This window comes from Oxalobacteraceae bacterium OTU3CAMAD1, from assembly GCA_024123915.1.
Lineage (GTDB): Bacteria > Pseudomonadota > Gammaproteobacteria > Burkholderiales > Burkholderiaceae_D > Rugamonas.
Window position 1 is genome coordinate 4752674 of the sequence record CP099650.1, and the last position, 20762, is coordinate 4773435.

19 protein-coding genes are annotated in these 20762 nt (G+C 65.6%); 4 read left to right on the forward strand and 15 right to left on the reverse strand.

All coding sequences use genetic code 11. From position 1 onward, the window contains the following. Positions 1-33: 33 nt before the first annotated feature. A complete protein-coding gene (gene serB, locus NHH88_20250; protein ID USX17388.1) occupies positions 34-876 on the forward strand; it encodes a phosphoserine phosphatase SerB in 843 nt (280 codons plus the stop codon). Here serB and NHH88_20255 read toward each other — a convergent pair. The 3 genes from NHH88_20255 to NHH88_20265 all read right to left on the reverse strand — a co-directional run bounded on the left by NHH88_20255 (position 868) and on the right by NHH88_20265 (position 2925). Then, positions 868-1839, reverse strand: coding sequence for an NAD(P)/FAD-dependent oxidoreductase (locus NHH88_20255; GenBank protein USX12024.1), 972 nt, complete (start codon positions 1837-1839; stop codon positions 868-870). The two genes, serB and NHH88_20255, sit on opposite strands and share 9 nt — an antisense overlap. 74 nt (positions 1840-1913) lie before the next feature. After that, positions 1914-2447 (reverse strand): GNAT family N-acetyltransferase, encoded by a 534-nt coding sequence (locus tag NHH88_20260; protein ID USX12025.1) that lies wholly within the window; start codon positions 2445-2447, stop codon positions 1914-1916. A gap of 1 nt (position 2448) precedes the next feature. Next, complete coding sequence (locus tag NHH88_20265) at positions 2449-2925, reverse strand: low molecular weight phosphotyrosine protein phosphatase (protein USX12026.1); 477 nt, start codon at positions 2923-2925, stop codon at positions 2449-2451. 82 nt (positions 2926-3007) lie between these two features. Here NHH88_20265 and NHH88_20270 point away from each other — a divergent pair, with 82 nt between their 5' ends. Together NHH88_20270 and NHH88_20275 are read left to right on the forward strand one after the other, a co-directional pair. Next, positions 3008-3991 carry an AraC family transcriptional regulator gene (locus tag NHH88_20270; GenBank protein ID USX12027.1) on the forward strand — a complete coding sequence of 328 codons (984 nt, stop codon included), beginning with the start codon at positions 3008-3010 and terminating at the stop codon, positions 3989-3991. A gap of 139 nt (positions 3992-4130) precedes the next feature. After that, the gene (locus NHH88_20275) at positions 4131-4493 is read left to right on the forward strand and encodes a hypothetical protein (protein USX12028.1); all 363 of its coding nucleotides are present in this window, start codon (positions 4131-4133) and stop codon (positions 4491-4493) included. On the opposite strand, the gene NHH88_20280 is transcribed toward NHH88_20275, so the two are convergent. The 5 genes from NHH88_20280 to rimO all read right to left on the reverse strand — a co-directional run bounded on the left by NHH88_20280 (position 4490) and on the right by rimO (position 11202). After that, the gene (locus NHH88_20280) at positions 4490-5995 is read right to left on the reverse strand and encodes a UdgX family uracil-DNA binding protein (protein USX17389.1); all 1506 of its coding nucleotides are present in this window, start codon (positions 5993-5995) and stop codon (positions 4490-4492) included. The two genes, NHH88_20275 and NHH88_20280, sit on opposite strands and share 4 nt — an antisense overlap. Then, a complete protein-coding gene (locus NHH88_20285) occupies positions 5992-7221 on the reverse strand; it encodes a putative DNA modification/repair radical SAM protein (protein USX12029.1) in 1230 nt (409 codons plus the stop codon). The genes NHH88_20280 and NHH88_20285 overlap by 4 nt, the downstream gene beginning before the upstream one ends. A gap of 201 nt (positions 7222-7422) precedes the next feature. Then, the gene (hisC, locus tag NHH88_20290; GenBank protein ID USX12030.1) at positions 7423-8481 is read right to left on the reverse strand and encodes a histidinol-phosphate transaminase; all 1059 of its coding nucleotides are present in this window, start codon (positions 8479-8481) and stop codon (positions 7423-7425) included. After that, entirely contained in the window at positions 8478-9647 is a 1170-nt protein-coding gene (locus NHH88_20295) for a cystathionine beta-lyase (GenBank protein USX12031.1), read from the reverse strand. Before NHH88_20295 ends, hisC begins: the two co-directional genes overlap by 4 nt. Positions 9648-9792: 145 nt before the next feature. Beyond that, entirely contained in the window at positions 9793-11202 is a 1410-nt protein-coding gene (gene rimO / locus NHH88_20300) for a 30S ribosomal protein S12 methylthiotransferase RimO (GenBank protein ID USX12032.1), read from the reverse strand. A gap of 131 nt (positions 11203-11333) precedes the next feature. On the opposite strand from rimO, the gene NHH88_20305 reads away from it, so the two are divergent. Beyond that, the gene (locus NHH88_20305; protein USX12033.1) at positions 11334-12359 is read left to right on the forward strand and encodes a LacI family DNA-binding transcriptional regulator; all 1026 of its coding nucleotides are present in this window, start codon (positions 11334-11336) and stop codon (positions 12357-12359) included. Here NHH88_20305 and NHH88_20310 read toward each other — a convergent pair. From NHH88_20310 to NHH88_20340, 7 genes are all read right to left on the reverse strand, one after another. Further along, on the reverse strand, positions 12281-13726 hold the full coding sequence (locus NHH88_20310) for a UDP-glucose/GDP-mannose dehydrogenase family protein (protein ID USX12034.1): 1446 nt from the start codon (positions 13724-13726) through the stop codon (positions 12281-12283). The two genes, NHH88_20305 and NHH88_20310, sit on opposite strands and share 79 nt — an antisense overlap. Before the next feature lie 81 nt (positions 13727-13807). Then, positions 13808-14770 (reverse strand): polysaccharide deacetylase family protein, encoded by a 963-nt coding sequence (locus NHH88_20315; protein USX12035.1) that lies wholly within the window; start codon positions 14768-14770, stop codon positions 13808-13810. Next, positions 14770-15822, reverse strand: a complete 1053-nt coding sequence (locus NHH88_20320; GenBank protein USX12036.1) for a bifunctional UDP-4-keto-pentose/UDP-xylose synthase — start codon at positions 15820-15822, stop codon at positions 14770-14772. Before NHH88_20320 ends, NHH88_20315 begins: the two co-directional genes overlap by 1 nt. Further along, complete coding sequence (locus NHH88_20325) at positions 15819-16757, reverse strand: formyltransferase (GenBank protein USX12037.1); 939 nt, start codon at positions 16755-16757, stop codon at positions 15819-15821. Before NHH88_20325 ends, NHH88_20320 begins: the two co-directional genes overlap by 4 nt. Further along, positions 16754-17791, reverse strand: coding sequence for a glycosyltransferase (locus NHH88_20330; GenBank protein ID USX12038.1), 1038 nt, complete (start codon positions 17789-17791; stop codon positions 16754-16756). Before NHH88_20330 ends, NHH88_20325 begins: the two co-directional genes overlap by 4 nt. Beyond that, positions 17788-19527, reverse strand: a complete 1740-nt coding sequence (locus NHH88_20335) for a glycosyltransferase family 39 protein (GenBank protein USX12039.1) — start codon at positions 19525-19527, stop codon at positions 17788-17790. Before NHH88_20335 ends, NHH88_20330 begins: the two co-directional genes overlap by 4 nt. Beyond that, positions 19524-20702: a DegT/DnrJ/EryC1/StrS aminotransferase family protein gene (locus NHH88_20340; GenBank protein ID USX12040.1), complete on the reverse strand. Its 1179-nt coding sequence runs from the start codon at positions 20700-20702 to the stop codon at positions 19524-19526. Before NHH88_20340 ends, NHH88_20335 begins: the two co-directional genes overlap by 4 nt. Positions 20703-20762 lie beyond the last annotated feature (60 nt).

Sequence of the window (20762 nt, forward strand, 5' to 3'; positions counted from 1 at the left end):
ACGCTAAATTTTATGAAAAACGCAAAAGACACCATGAACCTGGTTTTACAGGGGCTCGACGATTGTAAAGCCCGACTCGAACGCATCGCCGCCCTCACCGCACCGAAAACCGTCACCTGGATCAACGAGCGCGCGCTGCGCTGCGAAGGCATCACCTTTTCGCCGGCGCTGCGCCAGACCATCGAGGTGGCCGCCCAGGCAGCGCAACTCGACGCCACGTACTCGATCGGCATGCACAAGATGAGCGACTTCAAACTGGTCGCCATGGATATGGATTCGACGTTGATCACCATCGAGTGCATCGACGAAATCGCCGACATGCAGGGTTTAAAGCCGCAAGTGTCCGAGATCACCGAGGCGGCCATGCGCGGCGAACTCGATTTCGCCGAAAGCCTCAAGCGCCGCGTCGCGCTGCTCGAAGGGCTGGACGCGTCGGCGCTGGAGCGCGTCTACGACGAACGGCTGCAATTGTCGCCTGGCGCGGAAAACATGCTCGCGACGGTGCGGCAGGCCGGCCTGAAAACGTTGCTGGTGTCGGGCGGTTTCACCTTCTTCACCGAACGCCTGAAAACGCGCCTGGGCCTCGACTACACCAACGCCAACGAACTGGAAGTGGCCGACGGCAGGCTGACCGGCAAAGTACTCGGCACCATCGTAGACGCCGAGGAAAAGAAGCGCACCGTGGAACGCGTCTGCGCGGAACTGGGCATCACGCCGTCGCAGGCGATCGTTATGGGCGACGGCGCCAACGACCTGAAAATGATGGGCATCTCGGGCATGTCGGTGGCGTTCCGCGCCAAGCCGGTGGTGCGCGAGCAAGCCAACGTCGCGCTCAACTTCGTCGGCCTGGACGGCATCCTGCCCCTGTTAACCTGACTGTTGGCACGCCGCCCCGGCATCCCCCGGGGCGGCGCGCCAATGCGGTGCCAAATTAGCGTGGATGTTGGTCGCCGCCACCGCGCCCTGCCCCATCGCCACGCTAATCTGGTTCAATCCCTTGACCACGTCGCCGACCGCGTACAGCCCCGGCACGCTGGTGCGCTGATATTCATCGACCAGCAACTCGCCGCATTCCGGCTCCATTTGCGCGCCCAATGCCGTCGCCAGCTCCGAGCGCGCCGCCTCGCCCAGCATCGGATACAGAACATCGAAGTGATGCTCGGCGCCGTCGCCGGTGTGCAGCACGGGCGTCATCCGCGCCGTCATACCCACCCCTTTGACCGGCGCCTGCACATAGCGCACGCCCGCCTGCTGCAGGCGAATACGCTGCTCGGCGTCCAGCGGCGTGGCGTCGTCTCGCTCGAACAACGTCACATCGGCCGAGAAGGTCCGCATGAAAACAGCATGGCCGACCGGATTGGCGGGCGACGTGATCACCGCGATCTTCTTGTCCAACACGTCGTAGCCATCGCAAACGGGACATAGACGCACAGCGCCGCTGCGCACCGCCTCGCGCCAGTTTTCTATTGGCAGGCCGGCGTCGGCCACGCCGGTGGCCAGGATCACCATGCGCGCGTGCACCCGCGTGTCGTTGAAATCGGCGGCAAAGCCCTCACCATCGTTCGCGAGGCGGGTCACCTCGCCCGAGGTCACGTGGGTATCGTAGCGCGCCAGTTGATCGCGCAAACGCTGCTGCAACTGGTGTCCCGGTATGCCTTCCGGGAAGCCGCCGTAGTTGTGCGTGACCGGGATCAGCGACAGGCGGCTGTGGCCCTTATCGATAATCACGACGTTACGCTGGAAGCGACGCAGGTAGATCGCGGCCTGAAGCCCGCCAGGGCCGCCGCCGACAATCAGGACATCGCAGGAAAATGGGCCGCCGGGGCTGATCGCATTCATGGTGACAGTATCCAACGGACAGGCCGGGCGTCAAATCGGAGCGCGGCCCACATCGGCGTGGGATTTAACCGACATCACGCCGGCAGCAACGAATACATCGCCGCCGGTATCGCCACGCCGCGTATGACCAGGCGGTTGTGCAGGATGCCTTCGAAGCGCGCGCCTGCCTTCTCGGCCACCTTGCGGCTGCGCTCATTTTGCTCGGCGGCGACGATCTCCAGCCGTGTCAGGCCAAGTTTGGAGAAACCATAGGCGGCCATCAGGCGCGCCGCGCGCGGCGCGATCCTCTCGCCCTGGCGCGATTGCCGCACCCAGAAACCCAGGTTGGCAAAATCATGTTCGCGATTGATATGGTTGATGCCGATGCCGCCGAGGTAATCGCCGCCATCGGCGTCGAAGATCCCCACGCTGAAGGCGCTGCCCTCGGCGCGATCGGCGTCGCAGGTTTGCACCCAGTGCTCGGCGTCTTCGAGCTTGAAGGAAGCGTCGCACCACGGCAGCCAGACGCCGACGGTCGCCACCGATTCCAGCGCGGCCCGCGTCAACGCCGGCGCGTCCGCCAGCAGCAGCGGACGCAGACAAAGGCCGTCGCCGGTCAGCACCGCCATGCTACTTCGCCCGCAGCAGTGCGATCAGGCCGTCCGAGGCGTCCTCGATATAGTCGAGCACCAGATCGAAACCGCGCCCGCCGCCGTAGTAGGGATCGGGGACGACATCCGATCCGCTGCGGCTGGCGTGCGCCATGAACAGCCCCAGTTTATGCCGGTGTTGCGGCGGGCAGGCCGCCTCCAGCAAGCGCAGATTGTCGTGGTCCATCGCCAGCACATGGTCGAAGGCCTCGAAATCCGCAGCCGCCACCTTGCGCGACCGCTGGGCCGACAAGTCGTAGCCGCGCTTGGCGGCGAACTCCATCGAGCGCGTGTCCGGCGGTTCGCCGACGTGGTAGCCGTGGGTGCCGGCGGAGTCGATGACGAACCGCCCGCCCAGGCCGGCGGCCTCCACGCGATGACGGAACACGCCTTCCGCCGTGGGCGAACGGCAGATATTACCCATGCAAACGAACAGCACCGAAACAGCTTTACTCATGACGACACTCGGAAAAAACCACAGAAGCGGCTACTTTACGCCAGCCGCGAAGGGAATGCCATCGCATTGCTATAATTAACATATGACCAACACTTCCCCTCCCTCGCCGCGCGCCGAATACACGCGGCGCATGAACCGCGTGCTCAACTATATTGACCAACACTTGGACCAGCCGCTCGACCTGCGGCATCTGGCCGAGGTGGCGAACTTCTCGCCCTACCATTTTCACCGCGTGTTCGCCGCGTGGATGGGCGAAACCCTGGGCGACTACGCGCGCCGCCGGCGGCTGGAGAAGGCGGCCTTTCAGCTCAGCTGCAAGCCGGCCGTATCGGTGCTGGAAACGGCGCTGGCCACCGGCTTCGGCTCGGGCGAAGCGTTCTCGCGCGCCTTCAAGCTCAAGTTCGGCTGCACGCCGACCGAATGGCGCGTGGACACGCGCCAACGCCTGGCGGCGCAGGCGCTGCCGACCGGCGGCGGCCCTGCGGACAGCAATCTGGATCAGGTCCTCCGCAAGTTCGATCAGACACCGCAAGGCCGCATCGACGACGATGACGTCTCCAGCAACGACCAAGGAGATTTCCACATGAACTCGCAGATGAACGTGAACGTCATCGACCTGCCCGCCGCGCGTGTGGCCTACCATCGCTACATCGGCCCATACGGGCCCGGCATCGGCACGTTCTGGCGTGCCACGGTTGCGCCATGGATACAGTCGCACGGCATGGGACAGCAGACCTGCTACGGTGTCGGCCTCGACGATCCCAGCATCACGCCGCCCGACAAGTGCCGTTACGACGCCTGTGTTGTGGTGCCGGACAACTTCGCCGCCGCAGGCTCGGCCGACATCGCCACCCTGCCCGGCGGCCGGTACGCCGTTGCCCGCTTCGAAGGCCCGCCGACCGGCATCGCCGACGCCTGGACTTGGCTCACGCGCAACTGGCTGCCCGAAAGCGGCCTGCAATGCGACGACCGGCCATGCTTCGAAATGTTCAGGCAAGACACCGTGACCAATCCTCAAAACGGCCGGATGGTGTGCGATATCTGCATCCCGGTACGGCCCCTGTAACCCCCGGGACACCGGCCGGCAAGTGTGCGGCGCCGCACGTTTGCCGGCTTCGCCGGGACTTTTCACGTAATTTCTACGCCCAAGCCGAAATCACGTTGCTATACTCTGTATCAGATACATCAACTTTAAAGGAAATACCATGTCGCAGGAATTGGTTCTGGATAGCCGGGTCGGCTCCGCTAAGACCACCGCATGGTGGCTCTACGTGGTCCATGCCGTGAGCTTCGTCTTTTCGCTGGGCTTGTTCTCCGTGATCCCGCTGATCATTAACTACGTGCAACGTCCGGGCACCGAGGGCACCTTCGTGCACAGTCACCACACGTGGATGATCCGCTCGTTCTGGTGGTACGCGGTCTGGATGGCCTTTGGGTGGCTGCTCATGGTCACCATCATCGGTATTCCGATCGCCTGGCTGGTTTTGATCGGCGCCTGGGTCTGGAAAGCCTACCGTCTGATCATCGGCTTCATCCGCCTGAACGAAAACTCGGCGGCGCCGATCTAGTCTTCCAGCAGGCGCTTCGCCTGCCGCAGGCCTTCGACGATCACCTCGTAGGCCTGCTTGCGCGTGGCCTCGTCCGGCGCGCGCAGCACATACGACGGATGGTACACCGTCACCACCCAACGGCCGTCGTGCTGAACCGGCGCGTCCATCACCGACTTCATCGTTACGCTGCCGTCCTGCAGCACCGACTTCAGCGCCGTGCTGCCGAGCGCCACCACCACCTCCGGGCGCACGCGCGCCAGCTCTTCCTCCAGCCACAGATGGCAAGCGGAGATTTCCTTTTGCGCCGGCGTCTTGTGCAGGCGGCGTTTGCCGCGCAGCTCCCATTTGAAGTGTTTGACCGCGTTGGTCAGGTAGATACTGTCGCGCTCCATGCCAGCCTGCGCCATGGCTTTTTCCAGCACCGCCCCGGCCGGGCCGACGAACGGCAAGCCCTGCAAATCCTCCTGGTCGCCCGGCTGCTCGCCGACCAGCATGATGCGCGCCCGCTTGGGCCCGACACCGGGCACCGCCTGCGTGGCGTTTTCCCACAGGTCGCAGCGGCGGCATTGGTCGAGCGTGGTCGGCTGCTCGCGCTGCGGTTGCGCGCGTTCCGGCGCGATCGGGATCGTGGTCGCGCCGCCGCGCCGGCCCACGGCGCCGGTCTGGCCGGTGCGCCGCTCGCCATTGGCCGCCGCGCTGACCATCGCCGGCACGATCGCCCCTTCAGGCAGATTCTTCCAGAAACGCGACGGGATATGGCTGCGCAGCAGATCGGCGTTCAGGCGCGCCGGGTTGAAGATGCTGCGGTAGTATGTCAGCCACAAGGCCTCGCCGGCGTCCTCGATATCGGCGGCGCTGCGCATCAGCGACGGCGCCTCGTGCAGGTGCTCGCCGTCCCACAGCACGGCGGCTGCCGGCGTGGCGATCATCCACGTGACGTTGCCCATGCGCCGGGCGAAATGCCGCGCGACCTGCGGCAGCACCTCGTGGGTGGGTTCGAACCAGGCGACAAAGCGCGGCGCGCCATCCTCCTCCTTGCGCTCGCGAAAACGTACGTATGCGTGCATGTCATGCTCCTCCCGATGAACAGCCTTGACCATCCCGTGCAGCCGCGCGCCATCCGGATCGGCCGGCGAGATCACATCGCGCTCGCCCAGGTGCCAGCGCCACACCACCTTGTGCAGAAAGGACCAGCGGTCCGGGGCGCTGAAACAGGCTGCGCTGACGAGTAGCTCCATCAACTGGCGCGGCAGCCGAAGGGGACTTGTCAGCTTGACCCCGTCTACCTTTGCCGGAACGCAAGTGCCACCGCTTAGGGGTCGTACCCCTTCCGGGGTACGACCCCGCCCGGCCATGCGGGTTGGCGGCATGCAATCCTCATCCACCGGTGCGGTGGAGAATAAATCACCACCCCCGGGCTGCGATAACCATTCTACGAATTCAGGCGCGACGTGGCGCGCGATTAGCTCGCGTGCCGCGTCGCGCCACTCGTCGAACGACCGGACCACCCGCCGCATCATGCCGCCTGCAACTCCGGCCACAAATTCATCTGCTGGGGCGCGTCGGCCATGGCGCGGCGCAGGTGCTCGGACGGGCCGGCGTCGTTGGACGGAAAATAGTCGGCCGTGATGATAAAGGGCGAAATCTTCTTCATACTGCAGCGCAGCCGCGACAGATCGGCGTAGCGGATTTGCCGCAGCCGCCGCAGATCGATCAGCCGCTGCGCGTTGCGCAAGCCGATGCCCGGGATGCGCGCGATCATATGCGGCTCCGCGCGGTTCAAGTCCATCGGAAAATGCTCGCGATGCTCGAGCGCCCACGCCAGCTTGGGATCGATGTCGAGCGCCAGGTTGCCGGTCGCCGGCAGCAGCTCCTTGACCTGGAAGCCGTAACTGCGCAGCAGGAAATCGGCCTGGTACAAACGATGCTCGCGCAGCATCGGCGGCGGCGCCAACGGCACGCTTTTCGGGCTTTGCGGAATCGGGCTGAAGGCCGAGTAGTACACGCGTTTGAGCTTGTAGCTGCCGTACAGCGTCTCGGCCGTGGTCAATATCTGCTGGTCGTCGCTGGCGTCGGCGCCGACGATCATCTGCGTGCTTTGCCCGGCCGGCGCGAAGCGCGGCGACTTCGGCTCCTCGGCCTTTTCATCGAGCTTGCGGCGGATGGAACCCATCGCCAGCTTGATCGTGTGAACGCTTTTTTCCGGCGCCAGCTTCTGCACACTGTCCTGCGTCGGCAGCTCGATATTGACGCTCAAGCGGTCGGCATAGCGGCCGGCCGCGGCGATCAACGCCGGGTCGGCGTCCGGGATGGTCTTCAGATGGATATAGCCGCGAAACTGGTGCACCTCGCGCAGTTCGCGCGCCACCTGCACCAACTGTTCCATAGTGTAGTCGGCCGACTGGATGATGCCGGAACTGAGAAACAGCCCGTCGATGTAATTGCGAAGGTAGAAATCGGTGGTCAGTTTGACCACCTCGGCGACCGTGAAACGGGCACGCGGCACGTTCGAGGTGCGGCGGTTGACGCAGTACTGGCAGTCGTACAGACAGTAATTGGTCAGCAGAACCTTCAGCAGCGACACGCAGCGACCATCCGGCGTATAGCTGTGGCAGATGCCCATGCCGGTGGTCGCGCCGAAACCATCCTTGCCGATCGAGTTGCGCTTCGGCGCCCCGCTGCTGGCGCAGGAGGCGTCGTACTTGGCCGCATCGGCCAGGATCTCCAGCTTATCCGTCAACTCCATGCTTGCCTCGATCTGTCGATGCTGTATAAAAACACAGTATAACAATGATCGAGGTCAAAAGGGGCTTGCGTGCGCGCTTGTCCAAACTTTGACCCGGTATTTACGTAGGGCGGATTAGGCGGAACGCCGTAATCGGCCATCGATGCGCCGCCGACGGCGCACGCGTGGCCGATTACGCTTCGCTAATCCGCCCTACGTGATTTAGAAAACTATCGCTTTTAACGCATCAATCAGCGCCGCACACTCCTCGTCGGTGCCGATTGAAATCCGCAGGAACTGGTCGATGCGCGGCTGTTTAAAATGCCGCACCAGGATGGCCCGCTCGCGCAGCGCCGCCGCGATGGCCGCGCCGTCGTGTCCCGGATGACGGGCGAAGACGAAGTTGGCATGCGACGGCAGCACCTCGAACCCCAGCTCCACCATGCGCGCCGTCAACCAGGCGCGCGTGGCGATGATGGCTTGCGACGTCTGCTCCATATACGCGGTGTCCTCGATCGCCGCCACCGCGCCGGCCTGCGCCACCTGGCCCAGCGGATAACAGTTAAAACTGTTCTTCACCCGCTCAAGCCCGGCGATCAGGTCCGGATGGCCGACCGCGAAGCCGACCCGCAGCCCCGCCAGCGAACGGGATTTGGACAAGGTCTGCACCACCAGCAGATTGTCGTAGCGGTCCAGCAGCGCGATCGCGCTGTCGGCGCCGAAGTCCACATAGGCTTCGTCGATCACGACCACCTGGTCCGGATGCGCGGCCAGCAGCGCATCGATCCGGTCCAGCGGCAACGCGATGCCGGTCGGCGCGTTCGGATTGGCGATGATGATCGCGCCGCACGGCTGCGCGTAGTCGGCGACGTCGATCTGGAATTGCGCGTTCAGCGGCACCTGGCGCGCTTCGATGCCGTACAGGCTGCAATAGGTCGGATAAAAACTGTAGCTGATGTCCGGGCAAAGCAGCGGCTTGTCGTGCTTGAGCAGCGCGTGGAAGGTATGCGCCAGCACCTCGTCCGAGCTGTTGCCGACGAAGACGTGCGCGCGCGTCATGCCGAAGCGCTTGGCCACGGCATCCTTGACCGCCGTGCTGGCGGGATCGGAATACAGCCGCAGCGAGTCGCCCACGGCCGCCTGCATCGCCGCCACCGCCTTTGGCGACGGACCGTAGGGATTCTCGTTGGTGTTCAATTTAATCAGGTTGGGCATGCGAACCTGCTCGCCCGGCGTGTACGGCGTCAGTTCATGAACGATGTCACTCCAAAAACGGCTCACAGCATTGCTCCCATCGCGCGTTCGATATCCGCGATCAAATCGTTGACGTCTTCGAGGCCGACGTTGAAGCGCACAAGAATACCCCGGTCGTTCCAGTCCTTGCGCATGTGTTGTATTCGATACGGCATCACCAGGCTGTTGGCGCCGCCCCAGCTGTAACCGATCTTGAACAGTTCCAGCGCATCGACGAAGCGGTCGGTCTGTTCTTCCGTGAAGCGAGGATCGAACAACACCGAGAACAAGCCGCCCGCTCCGCTGAAATCGCGCTTCCAGATGTCATGGCCCGGGCAGTCGGTGAAGGCCGGATGCAGCACCTTGGTGATCTCGGGACGCGCCTGCAGCCACGCCGCCAGCTTGCGCGCGGCCGCGTCGTGGGCGTCGAAGCGCAGGCGCATCGTCGGCAGGCCGCGCAGCACGAGATAGGCGTCGTCCGCGCCCACGCCCATGCCGAGCCGCATGTGCGCCAGGCTCAAACGCTCGCTGAGCGCGGCGTCGCGCGTGATGACGGCGCCCATCAGCACATCCGAGCCGCCGGACTGGTACTTGGTCAGCGCCTGCATGATGATGTCGACGCCCAGGTCGAAACCGCGCAGCGCCAGGCCGGCCGACCAGGTATTGTCCAGCGCGACCAGCACGCCGCGCGCATGCGCCGCCGCGCAAATGGCCGGCAGGTCCGGCACCTCCATCGACACCGATCCCGGCGCCTCGGTCCAGATCAGCTTTGTGTTGGGCTGGATCAGCGCGGCGATGCCGGCGCCGATCAGCGGATCGTAGTAGCGCGCGGTGATGCCGAAATCGGCCGACAGCCAGCGTCCCAGTTCCCGATTCGGGTTGTAGACGTTATCGGGCAGCAGCACATCGTCGCCCGCCTTGAGCAGCGCGAAATCGACCATCGCGATGGCCGCCAGGCCGCTCGGCGCCAGCAGGCAATGCGTGCCGTCTTCGATTTCAGCCAGCCGCGCCTCCAGGGTGAAGGTGGTCGGCGTGCCATGCAGGCCGTAGGTATAGGCGTTCTTCTCTTTCCAGTCGCCGGAGCGCATGGCGGCGACATTCTCGAACAGCACCGTCGACGCGTGATGGATCGCGCTGGGGAACGCGGCGAAACCTTCCGGCGCCTGGTAGTCGGAGTGGATCAATGCCGTTTGCGGGGATTTTTTTGTGGCCATCGTTGTAAGCTAACTTTCTGCGTGCCGCCAACCCGCACTGCGGCCAAATGGGGTCGGACCCCTTGGGGTCCGACCCCGGCGTCCGGGTTGCGGTTAACGCTCAATAAAAAAAAGGCGGACCACAGCGGGTCCGCCTTCATGCTGATTACTGCGCCTCGCCCCACAGGTCGTGGGCGTCGGAGGTGGTGATCTTGACGTCGATGAACTGGCCGACCACCAGTTTCTTGTGTGGCTCGTACGGCGGTTTGACGTAGACGACGCCGTCGATTTCCGGCGCGTCGGCGCTGGAGCGGCCGATGCCGCCACTGCGGTTGACTTCATCGATCAACACGCGCACCGTCTTGCCGACCTTGGCCTTCAGGCGGTTCTTCGAAATCTCTTCCTGCAGCAGCATCACGCGGCCACGGCGCTCTTCGCGCAGTTCTTCGGGCACCGGGTTGGCCAGTTGGTTGGCGGTGGCGCCTTCGACCGGCGAGTAGGCGAAGCACCCCAGGCGGTCGATCTGCGCTTCCTTGAGGAAGTCCAGCAGGTACTCGAATTCGGCGTCGGTCTCGCCCGGGAAGCCGGCGATGAAGGTCGAGCGGATCGTCAGGTCCGGATTCATCTTGCGCCATGCCTGGATGCGGTCGAGGTTTTTCTCGCCGCTGGCCGGACGCTTCATGCGCTTCAACACGTCTGGATGCGCGTGCTGCATCGGGATATCCAGGTAAGGCAGGATATGGCCGTCGCCCATCATCGGAATGACCTGGTCGACGTGCGGGTAAGGATAGACGTAGTGCAAACGCACCCAGGCGCCGTACGACTTGGCCAGCTCGCCCAACGCTTCGGTCAGTTGCGTCATGTGCGTTTTGAGCGGACGGCCGTTCCAGAAGCCGGTGCGGAACTTGACGTCGACGCCGTAGGCCGAGGTGTCCTGCGAGATGACCAGCAGTTCCTTCACGCCCGACTTGAACAGGTTTTCCGCCTCCAGCATCAGGTCCGCGATGGGACGCGACACCAGGTCGCCGCGCATCGAAGGGATGATGCAGAAGCTGCAGCGGTGGTTGCAGCCTTCCGAGATTTTCAGGTAGGCGTAGTGCTTCGGCGTCAGCTTGATGCCCTGCGCCGGCACCAGGTCGATGAACGGCTCGTGCGGCTTGGGCAGGTGGAAGTGGACCGAGTCCATCACCTCGGCCAGCGCGTGCGGGCCGGTCACGGCCAGCACCTTCGGGTGCACCTTCATGATGATGTCGTCGCCGGCGGCGTCTTTTTTCGCGCCCAGGCAGCCGGTGACGATCACCCGGCCGTTTTCGGCCAGCGCTTCGCCGATGGCGTCGAGCGATTCCTGCACGGCGGCGTCGATGAAGCCGCAGGTGTTGACGATCACCAGATCGGCGCCATCATACGACTTGGCCGTCTCGTAGCCTTCGGCACGCAGCTGGGTGAGGATCTGTTCGGAGTCGACCAGCGCCTTGGGGCAGCCGAGCGAGACGAAGCCGACCTTCGGTGCGGCACCCGTCACGGAGGTGCTGGCGGCGGCGGGCTTGGTGATGCGGGAGAGTGGTTGCGATTGCATGATAGGTTGCCTGGGGTTGCTAAATGCGCCATGAAAATTACGAGCAATCGACGATTATACCCTATTCTCATAGGGAGATCATGCTAGGATAGCGCTTCACCAATATACATTGACTAAGCTCGGGAGAACACGTGGCAACGCTGAAAGACGTCGCAATGCTGGCCGGTGTGGGCATGTCGACGGCATCGCGCGCCATTTCGGGCGCCGGTCCGGTGTCCGCCGAGTCGATGAAGAAGGTCCAGGCGGCGATCGAGCAGCTCAACTTTCGCCCCTCCTCCATCGGCCGCTCGCTGTCTGCGCAGTCGCTGGGCATCATCGGCATCTACGTGCCGTCGTTCTTCGGCGCGTACTACGGCACCATCCTCAAACAGACCGACATCGAACTGCGCGCCGTGCGCCGCCACGTGGTGGTGGCCACCGGCTGCGGCGACGGCACGCCGCGCGACGAGGCGATCGAAGCGGTCAAGTTCCTGATCGGCCGCGATTGCGACGGCATCGTCGTGCTGGGGCACGACCTGCACGACGAGGACATGCTGGCGTTGCGCAAAATGCATCCCAAGCTGGCTTTCCTCAACCGCCACAACGCGCAGCTGGAGGAAGCCTCGTTCTGTCCCGACCACCGCCACGGCGGCGCGCTGGCGGCGCGCACCCTGTTCGACGCCGGGCACCGCCAACTGGCTGTGATCTCCGGCCCGGCCGGCACTTCGGACAACCAGGCCCGCATCGAGGGCTTCTTCGAAGAGCTGGAGCGCCATGGCATCGGGCGCTTCGCTGTGCAACTGATCGAATCGGATTTCTCCCGTGAAGGCGGTTTCAGCGCCACGCGTCGCCTGATCGAGGCGCGCCGCGCCGGCGAGGAAAGCCATCGGTTCACCGGCCTGTTCTGCGCCAACGACGAGATGGCGGTCGGCGCGATGGCGGCCTTCCACCGCGCCGGCATCAACGTCCCGGACGAGGTCTCCATCGTCGGCTACGATGACGACTATTCGGCCGAATACTCGTCGCCCGGCTTGACGTCGGTGCACATACCGATGCAGCAGCTGACCCAGAACGCCGTGCGCTGGCTACTCAATCAATGCTACGGCACCAAGCACGCCATCGCGCGCGATTTTCCTGTCACCGTGTCGAAGCGCGGCTCGGTCGCCAACCGCGCCTGAACCTTGGCGAGCCGGGAGCCGCGCCCGATGCCGTGGTACTCGAATCCGTACGCGTCCATCGCCTCCGGCTCGAACAGATTGCGCCCATCGAAGATGACCGGCTGTTTCAGCGCCGCCTTGATCTTGCCGAAATCGGGGCTTCGAAACGCCTTCCACTCGGTGACGATCGCCAGCGCGTCGGCGCCGGCCAGGGCGTCGAGCGGCGCGGCGGCGAAGCGTACCCGTGCCAGTTCATCGGCGCGCAGATCCAGCGCCAACGTCCGCGCGGCCTCGGCCATCGCGACCGGGTCGTACACGGCCACGGTCGCGCCCGCGCGCAGCAACTGGCGCAGCAGCACGCGCGCCGGCGCCTCCCGCATGTCGTCGGTGTTCGGTTTGAACGCCAGTCCCCACACCGCGAAATGCATGCCGTCCAGATCGTCGCCGTAGCACCCGAGGATCTTGCGGCCCAGCAGCTGCTGCTGGTGCTCATTGACCGCCTCCACCGCGCGCAGGATCAACAGCTCCTGGCCGAAGCGCCCGGCGGTGCGCGCGAGCGCCCGCACGTCCTTGGGAAAGCACGAGCCGCCGTAGCCGGCGCCGGCGTACAGGAAGCCGTGGCCGATACGCGGATCGGAGCCGATGCCGCGCCGCACCGCCTCGATATCGACGCCGACGCAATCGGCCAGGTTGGCCAGTTCGTTCATCAACGAGATGCGCGTGGCCAGCATGGCGTTGGCGGCATATTTGGTGAACTCCGCCGAGCGCACATCCATCCAGTGGGTGCGTTCGTGATTGCGGTTGAAAGGCTTGTAGAGCGCGCGCAGCAGGTCACGCGCGCGCTCGCCGTCGGGCGTGCCGTCGCAGCCGATGACGATGCGGTCGGGCCGCATGAAATCCTCGACCGCCGCGCCCTCCTTGAGGAACTCGGGGTTGGAGACGACCGAGAAAGCGGCATCGGACGCGCGCCTGCCCAGCTCCTCGCGCAGCACGGCGGCCACGCGCTCGCCGGTGCCGACCGGCACGGTCGACTTGTCGACCACCACCTTGAAGCCGCGCATGTGGCGACCGATCGCGCGCGCGGCGGCCAGCACGTGCCGCAGGTCGGCGGCGCCGTCCTCGTCGCCCGGCGTGCCTACCGCGATGAACTGCAAGTCGCCGTGCTCCACGGCGGCGGCGACGTCGGTACTAAAGTGCAGCCGTCCGGCGTCGCGGTTGCGTTCGACGATCTCTTCCAGCCCCGGTTCGTGGATCGGCATGCCGCCGCCGTTGAGCAGCGCGATCTTGCCCGCGTCGAGGTCCAGGCAGACGACATCGTTGCCCAGTTCGGCCAGGCAGGCGCCCGTCACCAGGCCGACGTAGCCCGTTCCGATGATGGTGATTTTCATGCCGGCGCCCCGCTTGGTTGGAACGAATCGAGAAATTGCGACATTGGATACTCCTCAAAATAAACGGAAGGAAAGGCCACGCTACGGCGCCCCGTCCTGCATGATCACGCGCCCGGACCGTCCGGGCAGCTCGCCCCAGCCCAGCGGCGACGTCGGCAGCGGCCCGTGCCGGACTTTTTCGTAGTAGTCGGCCATTGCGCCGAACCGGTAGCCCTGCGCGCGCCAGCCGAGCAGCAACTGCTCGAACACCGGCGCCAGCTTTTGTCCCTCCAATTCGGCGTGCAGCGTGTAGACATGGTCGCGCGGGGCGCCTGCGGTCAGCGACAACAGGTGCGCCGCGACGTTGTCCGCCGTGATCGTCCTGCCGTCGATCGCGCGCCCGAGCAGTTCGTCGAGCGTGGGCAGCGTCGTGGGCAACTGGACGCAGTCGATCAAACGGGCGCCGTCCACCACCCGGTGCGGTCCGCTGGCCGGGTCGCGCAGCGCGCCCCGGTCGTCCAGCGCCGCGCGCCCGTCCGAGACGTAGCGGTAGCCGGCCGCCTCGTGTTCGGCGAAGGCGGCGGCGTTCATCTGCCAGCCGGCCGCGCCGTGCGTGCGCGTGGCCACGCCGAACACGTCGACATAGCGGCGCGCGGCCTTGCGCATCATCTCGCGCGTCCAGTCGGCGCCGCGCGCGGCCACGTTGTCCTGCCAGCGCACGTGGTCCCAGGTGTGGATGCCGCATTCGAAACCGGCGTCGCGCACCGCGCGCAGCTGCGCCGCGCAGCGCCGGCCGATGTCGGGACCGGGCAGCAAGGTGCCGTACATCAGCGTCTTCAAGCCGTAGTGCTCCACCACCGACGTGCGCGCGACCTTGTTGAAAAAACCGGGTCGCAGCGCACGCCGCAGCGCCCAGCCGGTATGATCCGGGCCAAGCGAAAACAGGAAGGTGGCCTTGGCCCCGTGTGCGCGCAGCATACGCACCAGGTTACCCACGCCCAGACGGGTGCCGCGATAAGTGTCGACGTCAATCTTGAGCGTCAACAGCGGTGGAATGGCCGCCATCAGTCGATCAACGCCTGCGCCTGCGCGACCTGGCCGCGATAGGCGTCGAAGATGCGCCGCAGCGCGTCGGCCATGCCGGTGACCGGCTTCCAGCCCAGGTCCGCGCTGGTGTTGGTGATCTTCGGCACGCGGTTCTGCACGTCCTGGTAACCCTCGCCGTAGTAGGCGCCGGACGTGGTCTCGACGATCTTCACGCGCCGCGCCGCTTCCGCGTACTCCGGATAGTCGGCGGCCAGCGCCATCATCATGTGGGCCAGCTCCCGGATCGAATAATTGTTGACCGGATTGCCGATGTTGTAGATTTTTCCACTGGCGACGCCGTCGACGTTGGCGATGATGCGCACCAGTGCGTCGATGCCATCGTCGATGTAGGTGAAGGCGCGTTTCTGCGCGCCGCCGTCGACCAGCGAGATGGCCTCGCCGCGCACGATGTGGCCGAAGAACTGCGTCACCACCCGCGACGAGCCCTCCTTGGCGGTGTGGATCGAATCGAGTCCCGCGCCGATCCAGTTGAAGGGCCGGAACAGCGTGAAGTTCAGGCCCTCCATGCCGTAGCCCCAGATCACCCGGTCCATCAGCTGCTTGGCGTTGGAATAGATCCAGCGCGGCTTGTTGATCGGGCCGCACACCAGTTCGGAGTGTTCAGGATCGAATTCCTCGTCGTGACACATGCCGTACACCTCCGACGTCGACGGGAACACCAGGTGCTTGCCGTATTTGGCGGCCGAGCGCACGATCGGCAGGTTGGCCTCGAAATCGAGTTCGAACACGCGCAAGGGTTCCTTGACGTACGTCGACGGCGTGGCGATGGCCACCAGCGGCACGATCACGTCGCATTTCTTGACGTGGTATTCGATCCACTCCTTGTTGATCGTGATGTCACCCTCGTAGAAATGCATGCGCGACTTGTAGGCCGGGTTCTCCAGCAATGCCGTGATGCGGTCGGTGTGCATGTCCATGCCGAACACCTCCCAGTCGGTGGTTTCGAGGATGCGCTTGGACAGGTGATGGCCGATAAAGCCGTTGACGCCAAGGATGAGGACTTTTTTCATGGTTTTACTCGGGTGATGTCGATCTGCGCCGCCGAACTGGCCAGCATGGTTTGTAACTGTTGTGGCGATACTTCGGCCGCGCCGTCCAGCAAGGAGGAGATGGCGAGCATGCGGCCGTCGCCGCACACGCCGACGATCCCGCCGTCGAGCACTGCCAGGCCGGAGGCCATACCGGACGTTAGACCTCCCGGCAGCAAGCGCGCCCGCGCCAGTGTCAGGCACACGCCGCCCACCTCCGTGTGGGCGCCGGGATAAGGCGGCGCCACAGCGCGGTACAGGTTGTAGACGGTTTGCGCGTCGGCGCGCCAGTCGATGCGGCCGTCGGCCGCCGTGCGCGCGCCGAAGTAGCTGCCCTGCCGCAGGTCGTTGCGGCGGCGCGGCGCATCGCCCGCCAGCAGCGCCGGCAGCACGCCCCACAAAGTCTGCTCGGCCGCCACGGTGACCTTGGCGAACACTTCGAACGCGGTGTCGTCGGGCAGGATGGGCACCGCCGTCTGCGCCACGATGGCGCCGGCGTCAGGCTTGACGGTCATCTCGTGCAAGGTGGCGCCGGTGCGGTCGGCGCCATGCAGCACGGCCCAGTTGACCGGCGCGCGGCCGCGAAACTTCGGCAGCAGCGAGCCATGCATGTTGTAGGCCGGCGCCACCGCCAGCACGGCGGCCGGCAGCATATGGCGGTAGTAAAAACTGAACAGGAAATCCGGCCGGGCCGCGCGCACGGCGGCCAGCAGCGCCGGATCGGCGGGATCGGCGTGTACTGCGGTAGCGATGCCGTGTTCGCGGCACACCGCCCGCACCGAGCCGTACCAAATGTTCTCGGCCGGATCGTCGTCGTGCGTAACCACGAGCGCGACGTCCACGCCGCCGGCCAGCAGCACCCGCAGGCAGCGCACGCCGACCTCGTGGTAGGCGAACACCACGGCGCGCGCCGTCACCGCCCCACCCCGCGCTTTTCCGGCGGCGCGGCGTCCGCCGCCGGCTGCTCGTCGAACGCGGAAGGCTCCTGCAGAATCGTTTGCACCACGTAGCGCGGCCGCGCGCGCACCTGCTGGTAGATGCGGCCGATGTACTCGCCCAGCAGGCCAATGCCGAACAGGATCACCCCCATCAGAAAAAACACCAGCGCGAACAGGGTGAACACGCCTTCGGCTTCGGCCCCCAGCAGCACGCGGCGCCCCACCAGCCCGAGCACCAGCAGGCCGGACGCGCCGGACAACGCCATGCCCAGCATCGAAAACATCTGCAGCGGAATCAGCGAGAAGCCGGTCACCAGGTCGAAATTGAGCCGGATCAGGCTATAGAGCGAATACTTGGATTCGCCGGCCGCGCGCTCCTCGTGCTCGACCACCACCTCGGTCGGATTGCGCGAGAAGGTGTAGGCCAGCGCCGGCACGAAGGTATTGACCTCGGCGCACTGGTTGATCAGGTCGATGAGATTGCGGCCGTAAGCGCGCAGCATATTGCCCTGGTCGGTGATGCGCACGTGCGTGATGCGCTCGCGCAGACGGTTCATCGCCTTCGACGCCAGGGTGCGCCAGGCCGTGTCGCGGCGCACGCGCCGGATCGAGCCGACGTAGTCGTGTCCTTCGCGGATCTTGTCGACCAGCTTGCCGATTTCCTCGGGCGGGTTTTGCAGGTCGGCGTCGAGCGTGACCATGATCTGCCCGCGCGAGGACTGGAAGCCGGCCAGGATGGCCATATGCTGGCCGTAATTGCCGTTGAATAGCACCACCCGCGTGACTTCCGGACGCCGGCGGAACTGGTCGGCCAGCAGCGCCACCGACGCGTCGCGGCTGCCGTCGTTGACGAACACGATCTCGTAACTGCTGCCGAGCGCGTCGAGCGCCGGATACAGGCGTTCGAACAGGCGCGGCAAAGCCTCTTGCTCGTTATACACCGGTATCACGATCGACAATTCGGGGCGCGCCGCCGCGCCGGCGGACAACGGTAAAACACTGGAGACACTCATGGCCTTCCCTTCGACAACTGGTTGGATATCACTAGCCGGCGCCGGTCTTGCGCCACCACGCGCATCGGCACGCCGCGCGCCAGCAGCCCGGCATACGGCAGCGGGCCGATGATGGCCATGGCCGGCACGTCGGCGGTGGCGTCGCGCCGCCATTGGGCGACGAAATCATCGACATGGCGCAGCGCCAGTCCCGGCTCCTGCGCCAGGCCGAACGTGAACTCGTCGGCGTAGTCGACCAGCGTCACCGGCCGTTCAAGATAAAAGGTCAGCGATTGCTCGTAGCCGCCGACCGAGTACAGCCTGGTTTGCGGAGTGAGCTCGGCGCGCATCGCCGGCAGCACGCCGGTGCCGGCGCGCTCCTTGCCATAGACCTCGAAGCCGGCGACGACCAGATGGGTAGCGACGAAACCCGCGACGGCCATCGCCAACACCGCCAGGTCGCGCCGCGAGGTCCATGCGGCGCGCCAGGCGGCCGCGCCACCGGCCAGCAGGATGGCGCCGGCGCACAACAGCCATGGCTGGTATTCGCGCAACTGGGCGCCGCCGTGTCCCTTTGCCACGGCGACCGCCACGCCGACCAGCAGCAGCGCCCCCAGCAGGGCTGGCAGGCCGGCCGCCCACAGCAGCGAACGGCGCCCCGCAGCCTCCAGATGGACCGCCATGAGCAGCGCCAGCGCCGGGAACACCGGGACGATGTAGCCGGGCAGCTTGGAGCTCGAACTGCTGAAAAAAACGAAGATGAACACCACCCAGATCAGCAGCAGCAAACGTGGCTGGAACCGGCCCGGCCGGCGTTTGACACCGGCCGCCAGACCTTGGGGCAACAGCCCCAGCCAAGGCAGCACACCCGGCAGCAGCAGCGGAACGAAGTACCACCAGGCGCCCTCGCGCCGATGGCCGGTGGTCAGGAAGCGCTCGAAATGTTCGTGGATGAAGAAAAAGTGCGGCTGCTCCGGGTTGCGCAGGCCGACCAGGATGAACCACGGCGCGGCGATCGCGAAAAACACCACCAACCCTTTGCCGGTGTGCAGACGGCGCCAGATGGCGAGGTCGCGCGCAGCCACGCTGTAGAGCACCAGCACCGCGCCGGGCAGGACGATGCCGACCAGTCCCTTGGCCAGCACCGCCAGCGCCATGGCGGCCCAGGCGGCCAGCATCCAGGCGCGCCGTTCGGCGTCGCCGGCGGCGTCGCGCTGGGCGATGAGTACGCTGGCCAGGCTCAGGGTCATCATGCCGGCCAGGCTCATGTCGAGCGAATTGATCTGGCCCGCCGCCAGCCAGAACAGGCTCGACGCCAGCACCAGGCCCGCGTACACGCCGACGCGGCGCGAAAACACCACGCTTCCGGCCCTGGCGGTCATGACCACGCCGAGGATGCCGCACAAGCCGGTCCACAAGCGGGCCTGCCATTCGCCCAGGCCGAACGCGGTGAACGTCAGCGCGTTGAACCATGCCTGCAGCGGGGGCTTCTCAAAGTACTTGATGCCGTTCAAACGGGTGGTGATCCAGTCGCCGCTGGCGAACATTTCGCGTCCGATTTCCGCGTAGCGGCCCTCGTCGGGCGGCACCAGGGTGCGCACACCGAGCGCGTATAAGGTGGCCAGGATGAAGCCGGCCAGCAGCAGCCAATGCAGCAGCCTCGATTCGTGCCACGGCTCGGCGGCGTGCGCCGGCGTTTGCCGTGCCAGCGCCTCGTCCAGCCTCGCGTCTCCGCCCGCCAAGCGCTCCGGCGTCATCGGGCGAACTCCGGTCGGGCCAGGATCGCGTTGACGGCGGCGACCACGCGTTCGACATCGCCGCTCGTCATCGCATAAAACATCGGCAGGGTCACGGTCAGGCGGCCGATCCGCTCGGCGACCGGAAACATCCCCTCGGCGAAGCCGCGCGCGCGATACAGGCTGAATAAATGAATCGGCGCGTAGTGGAAGCCGGTGCCGATCCCGCGCCGCGCCATCGCCTCCATGAAGTCGGCGCGGGTGGACGGTCCCCGGTCCGGCAGGATGATCTGGAACAGATGCCAATTACTGTGGTCGAAATCGGCCAGCGGCAGGCGCGCGCCGGTGGCCGCCTCGAAGCCGTCGCCGAAGCTGTCGAAGTAATGGCGCGCCAGCGCGCGCCGGTGCGCGGTAACGGCCTCAATGTTGGCGAACTGGCCCAGGCCGATGGCCGCCATGATGTCGCTCATATTATATTTGCCGCCAAGGACATCGACATCGATGCCATCGACGCCGCTGCGCATGACGCCCTGCAAGCGGTACTTCGCGGCCAGCGCCGCCTCGGCGGCGTCGTTGAGCACCAGGCAACCGCCCTCGCCCGTCGTCAGGTTTTTGTTGGCTTGAAAACTGAACGACACCAGGTCGCCGAAGGCGCCGATCCGCCTGCCATGCCAGGTCGAGCCGAAGGCTTGCGCCGCGTCCTCCACCACACGCAGCCCATGGCGCGCGGCGATGGCGTGCAGGCGCTCCATGTCCACCGGCAGGCCGGATAAATGCACCGGGATCAGCGCGCGCGTGCGCGGCGTGATGGCGGCTTCAAGTCGATCGAGATCGATGTTGCGGGTGGCCGGATCGATGTCGGCGAACACCGGCGTCGCGCCCACGGCGAGGATGACGTTGGCGGTGGCCGGCCACGAGATCGGCGTGGTGATCACTTCGTCGCCGGGGCCGACGCCGGCCACGCGCAGGGCGATCTCCATGGTGCAGGTGCCGGAGTTGAAGGTCAATACGGGCCGACCGCCAAAATATGCGGACAGGCGCTCCTCGAACTCGCGTACTTTGGGGCCGCTGGTGATCCAGCCGGAACGCAGTACCTCGCCGACGGCGGCGATGGTGGCCTCGTCGATCGTCGGTCGCGAGAAGGGCAGGAACGTCGGCGCGGCGCCAGGCGGTGAAAGGGTTTCTGTGGAGGCCACGCTGGTCTTCGGAGTGGAAAACCCGGAGTCTACTGAAGCCGTCGTTAAGGAAACGTTAAA

What these genes read in the sequence shown, in the direction of transcription:
- serB (USX17388.1), top strand. Translation starts at nt 34, where the DNA reads ATGAACCTGGTTTTACAGGGGCTCGACGATTGTAAAGCCCGACTCGAA.
- NHH88_20255 (USX12024.1), bottom strand. Translation starts at nt 1,839, where the DNA reads ATGAATGCGATCAGCCCCGGCGGCCCATTTTCCTGCGATGTCCTGATT.
- NHH88_20260 (USX12025.1), bottom strand. Translation starts at nt 2,447, where the DNA reads ATGGCGGTGCTGACCGGCGACGGCCTTTGTCTGCGTCCGCTGCTGCTG.
- NHH88_20265 (USX12026.1), bottom strand. Translation starts at nt 2,925, where the DNA reads ATGAGTAAAGCTGTTTCGGTGCTGTTCGTTTGCATGGGTAATATCTGC.
- NHH88_20270 (USX12027.1), top strand. Translation starts at nt 3,008, where the DNA reads ATGACCAACACTTCCCCTCCCTCGCCGCGCGCCGAATACACGCGGCGC.
- NHH88_20275 (USX12028.1), top strand. Translation starts at nt 4,131, where the DNA reads ATGTCGCAGGAATTGGTTCTGGATAGCCGGGTCGGCTCCGCTAAGACC.
- NHH88_20280 (USX17389.1), bottom strand. Translation starts at nt 5,995, where the DNA reads ATGATGCGGCGGGTGGTCCGGTCGTTCGACGAGTGGCGCGACGCGGCA.
- NHH88_20285 (USX12029.1), bottom strand. Translation starts at nt 7,221, where the DNA reads ATGGAGTTGACGGATAAGCTGGAGATCCTGGCCGATGCGGCCAAGTAC.
- NHH88_20295 (USX12031.1), bottom strand. Translation starts at nt 9,647, where the DNA reads ATGGCCACAAAAAAATCCCCGCAAACGGCATTGATCCACTCCGACTAC.
- rimO (USX12032.1), bottom strand. Translation starts at nt 11,202, where the DNA reads ATGCAATCGCAACCACTCTCCCGCATCACCAAGCCCGCCGCCGCCAGC.
- NHH88_20310 (USX12034.1), bottom strand. Translation starts at nt 13,726, where the DNA reads ATGAAAATCACCATCATCGGAACGGGCTACGTCGGCCTGGTGACGGGC.
- NHH88_20315 (USX12035.1), bottom strand. Translation starts at nt 14,770, where the DNA reads ATGGCGGCCATTCCACCGCTGTTGACGCTCAAGATTGACGTCGACACT.
- NHH88_20320 (USX12036.1), bottom strand. Translation starts at nt 15,822, where the DNA reads ATGAAAAAAGTCCTCATCCTTGGCGTCAACGGCTTTATCGGCCATCAC.
- NHH88_20330 (USX12038.1), bottom strand. Translation starts at nt 17,791, where the DNA reads ATGAGTGTCTCCAGTGTTTTACCGTTGTCCGCCGGCGCGGCGGCGCGC.
- NHH88_20335 (USX12039.1), bottom strand. Translation starts at nt 19,527, where the DNA reads ATGACGCCGGAGCGCTTGGCGGGCGGAGACGCGAGGCTGGACGAGGCG.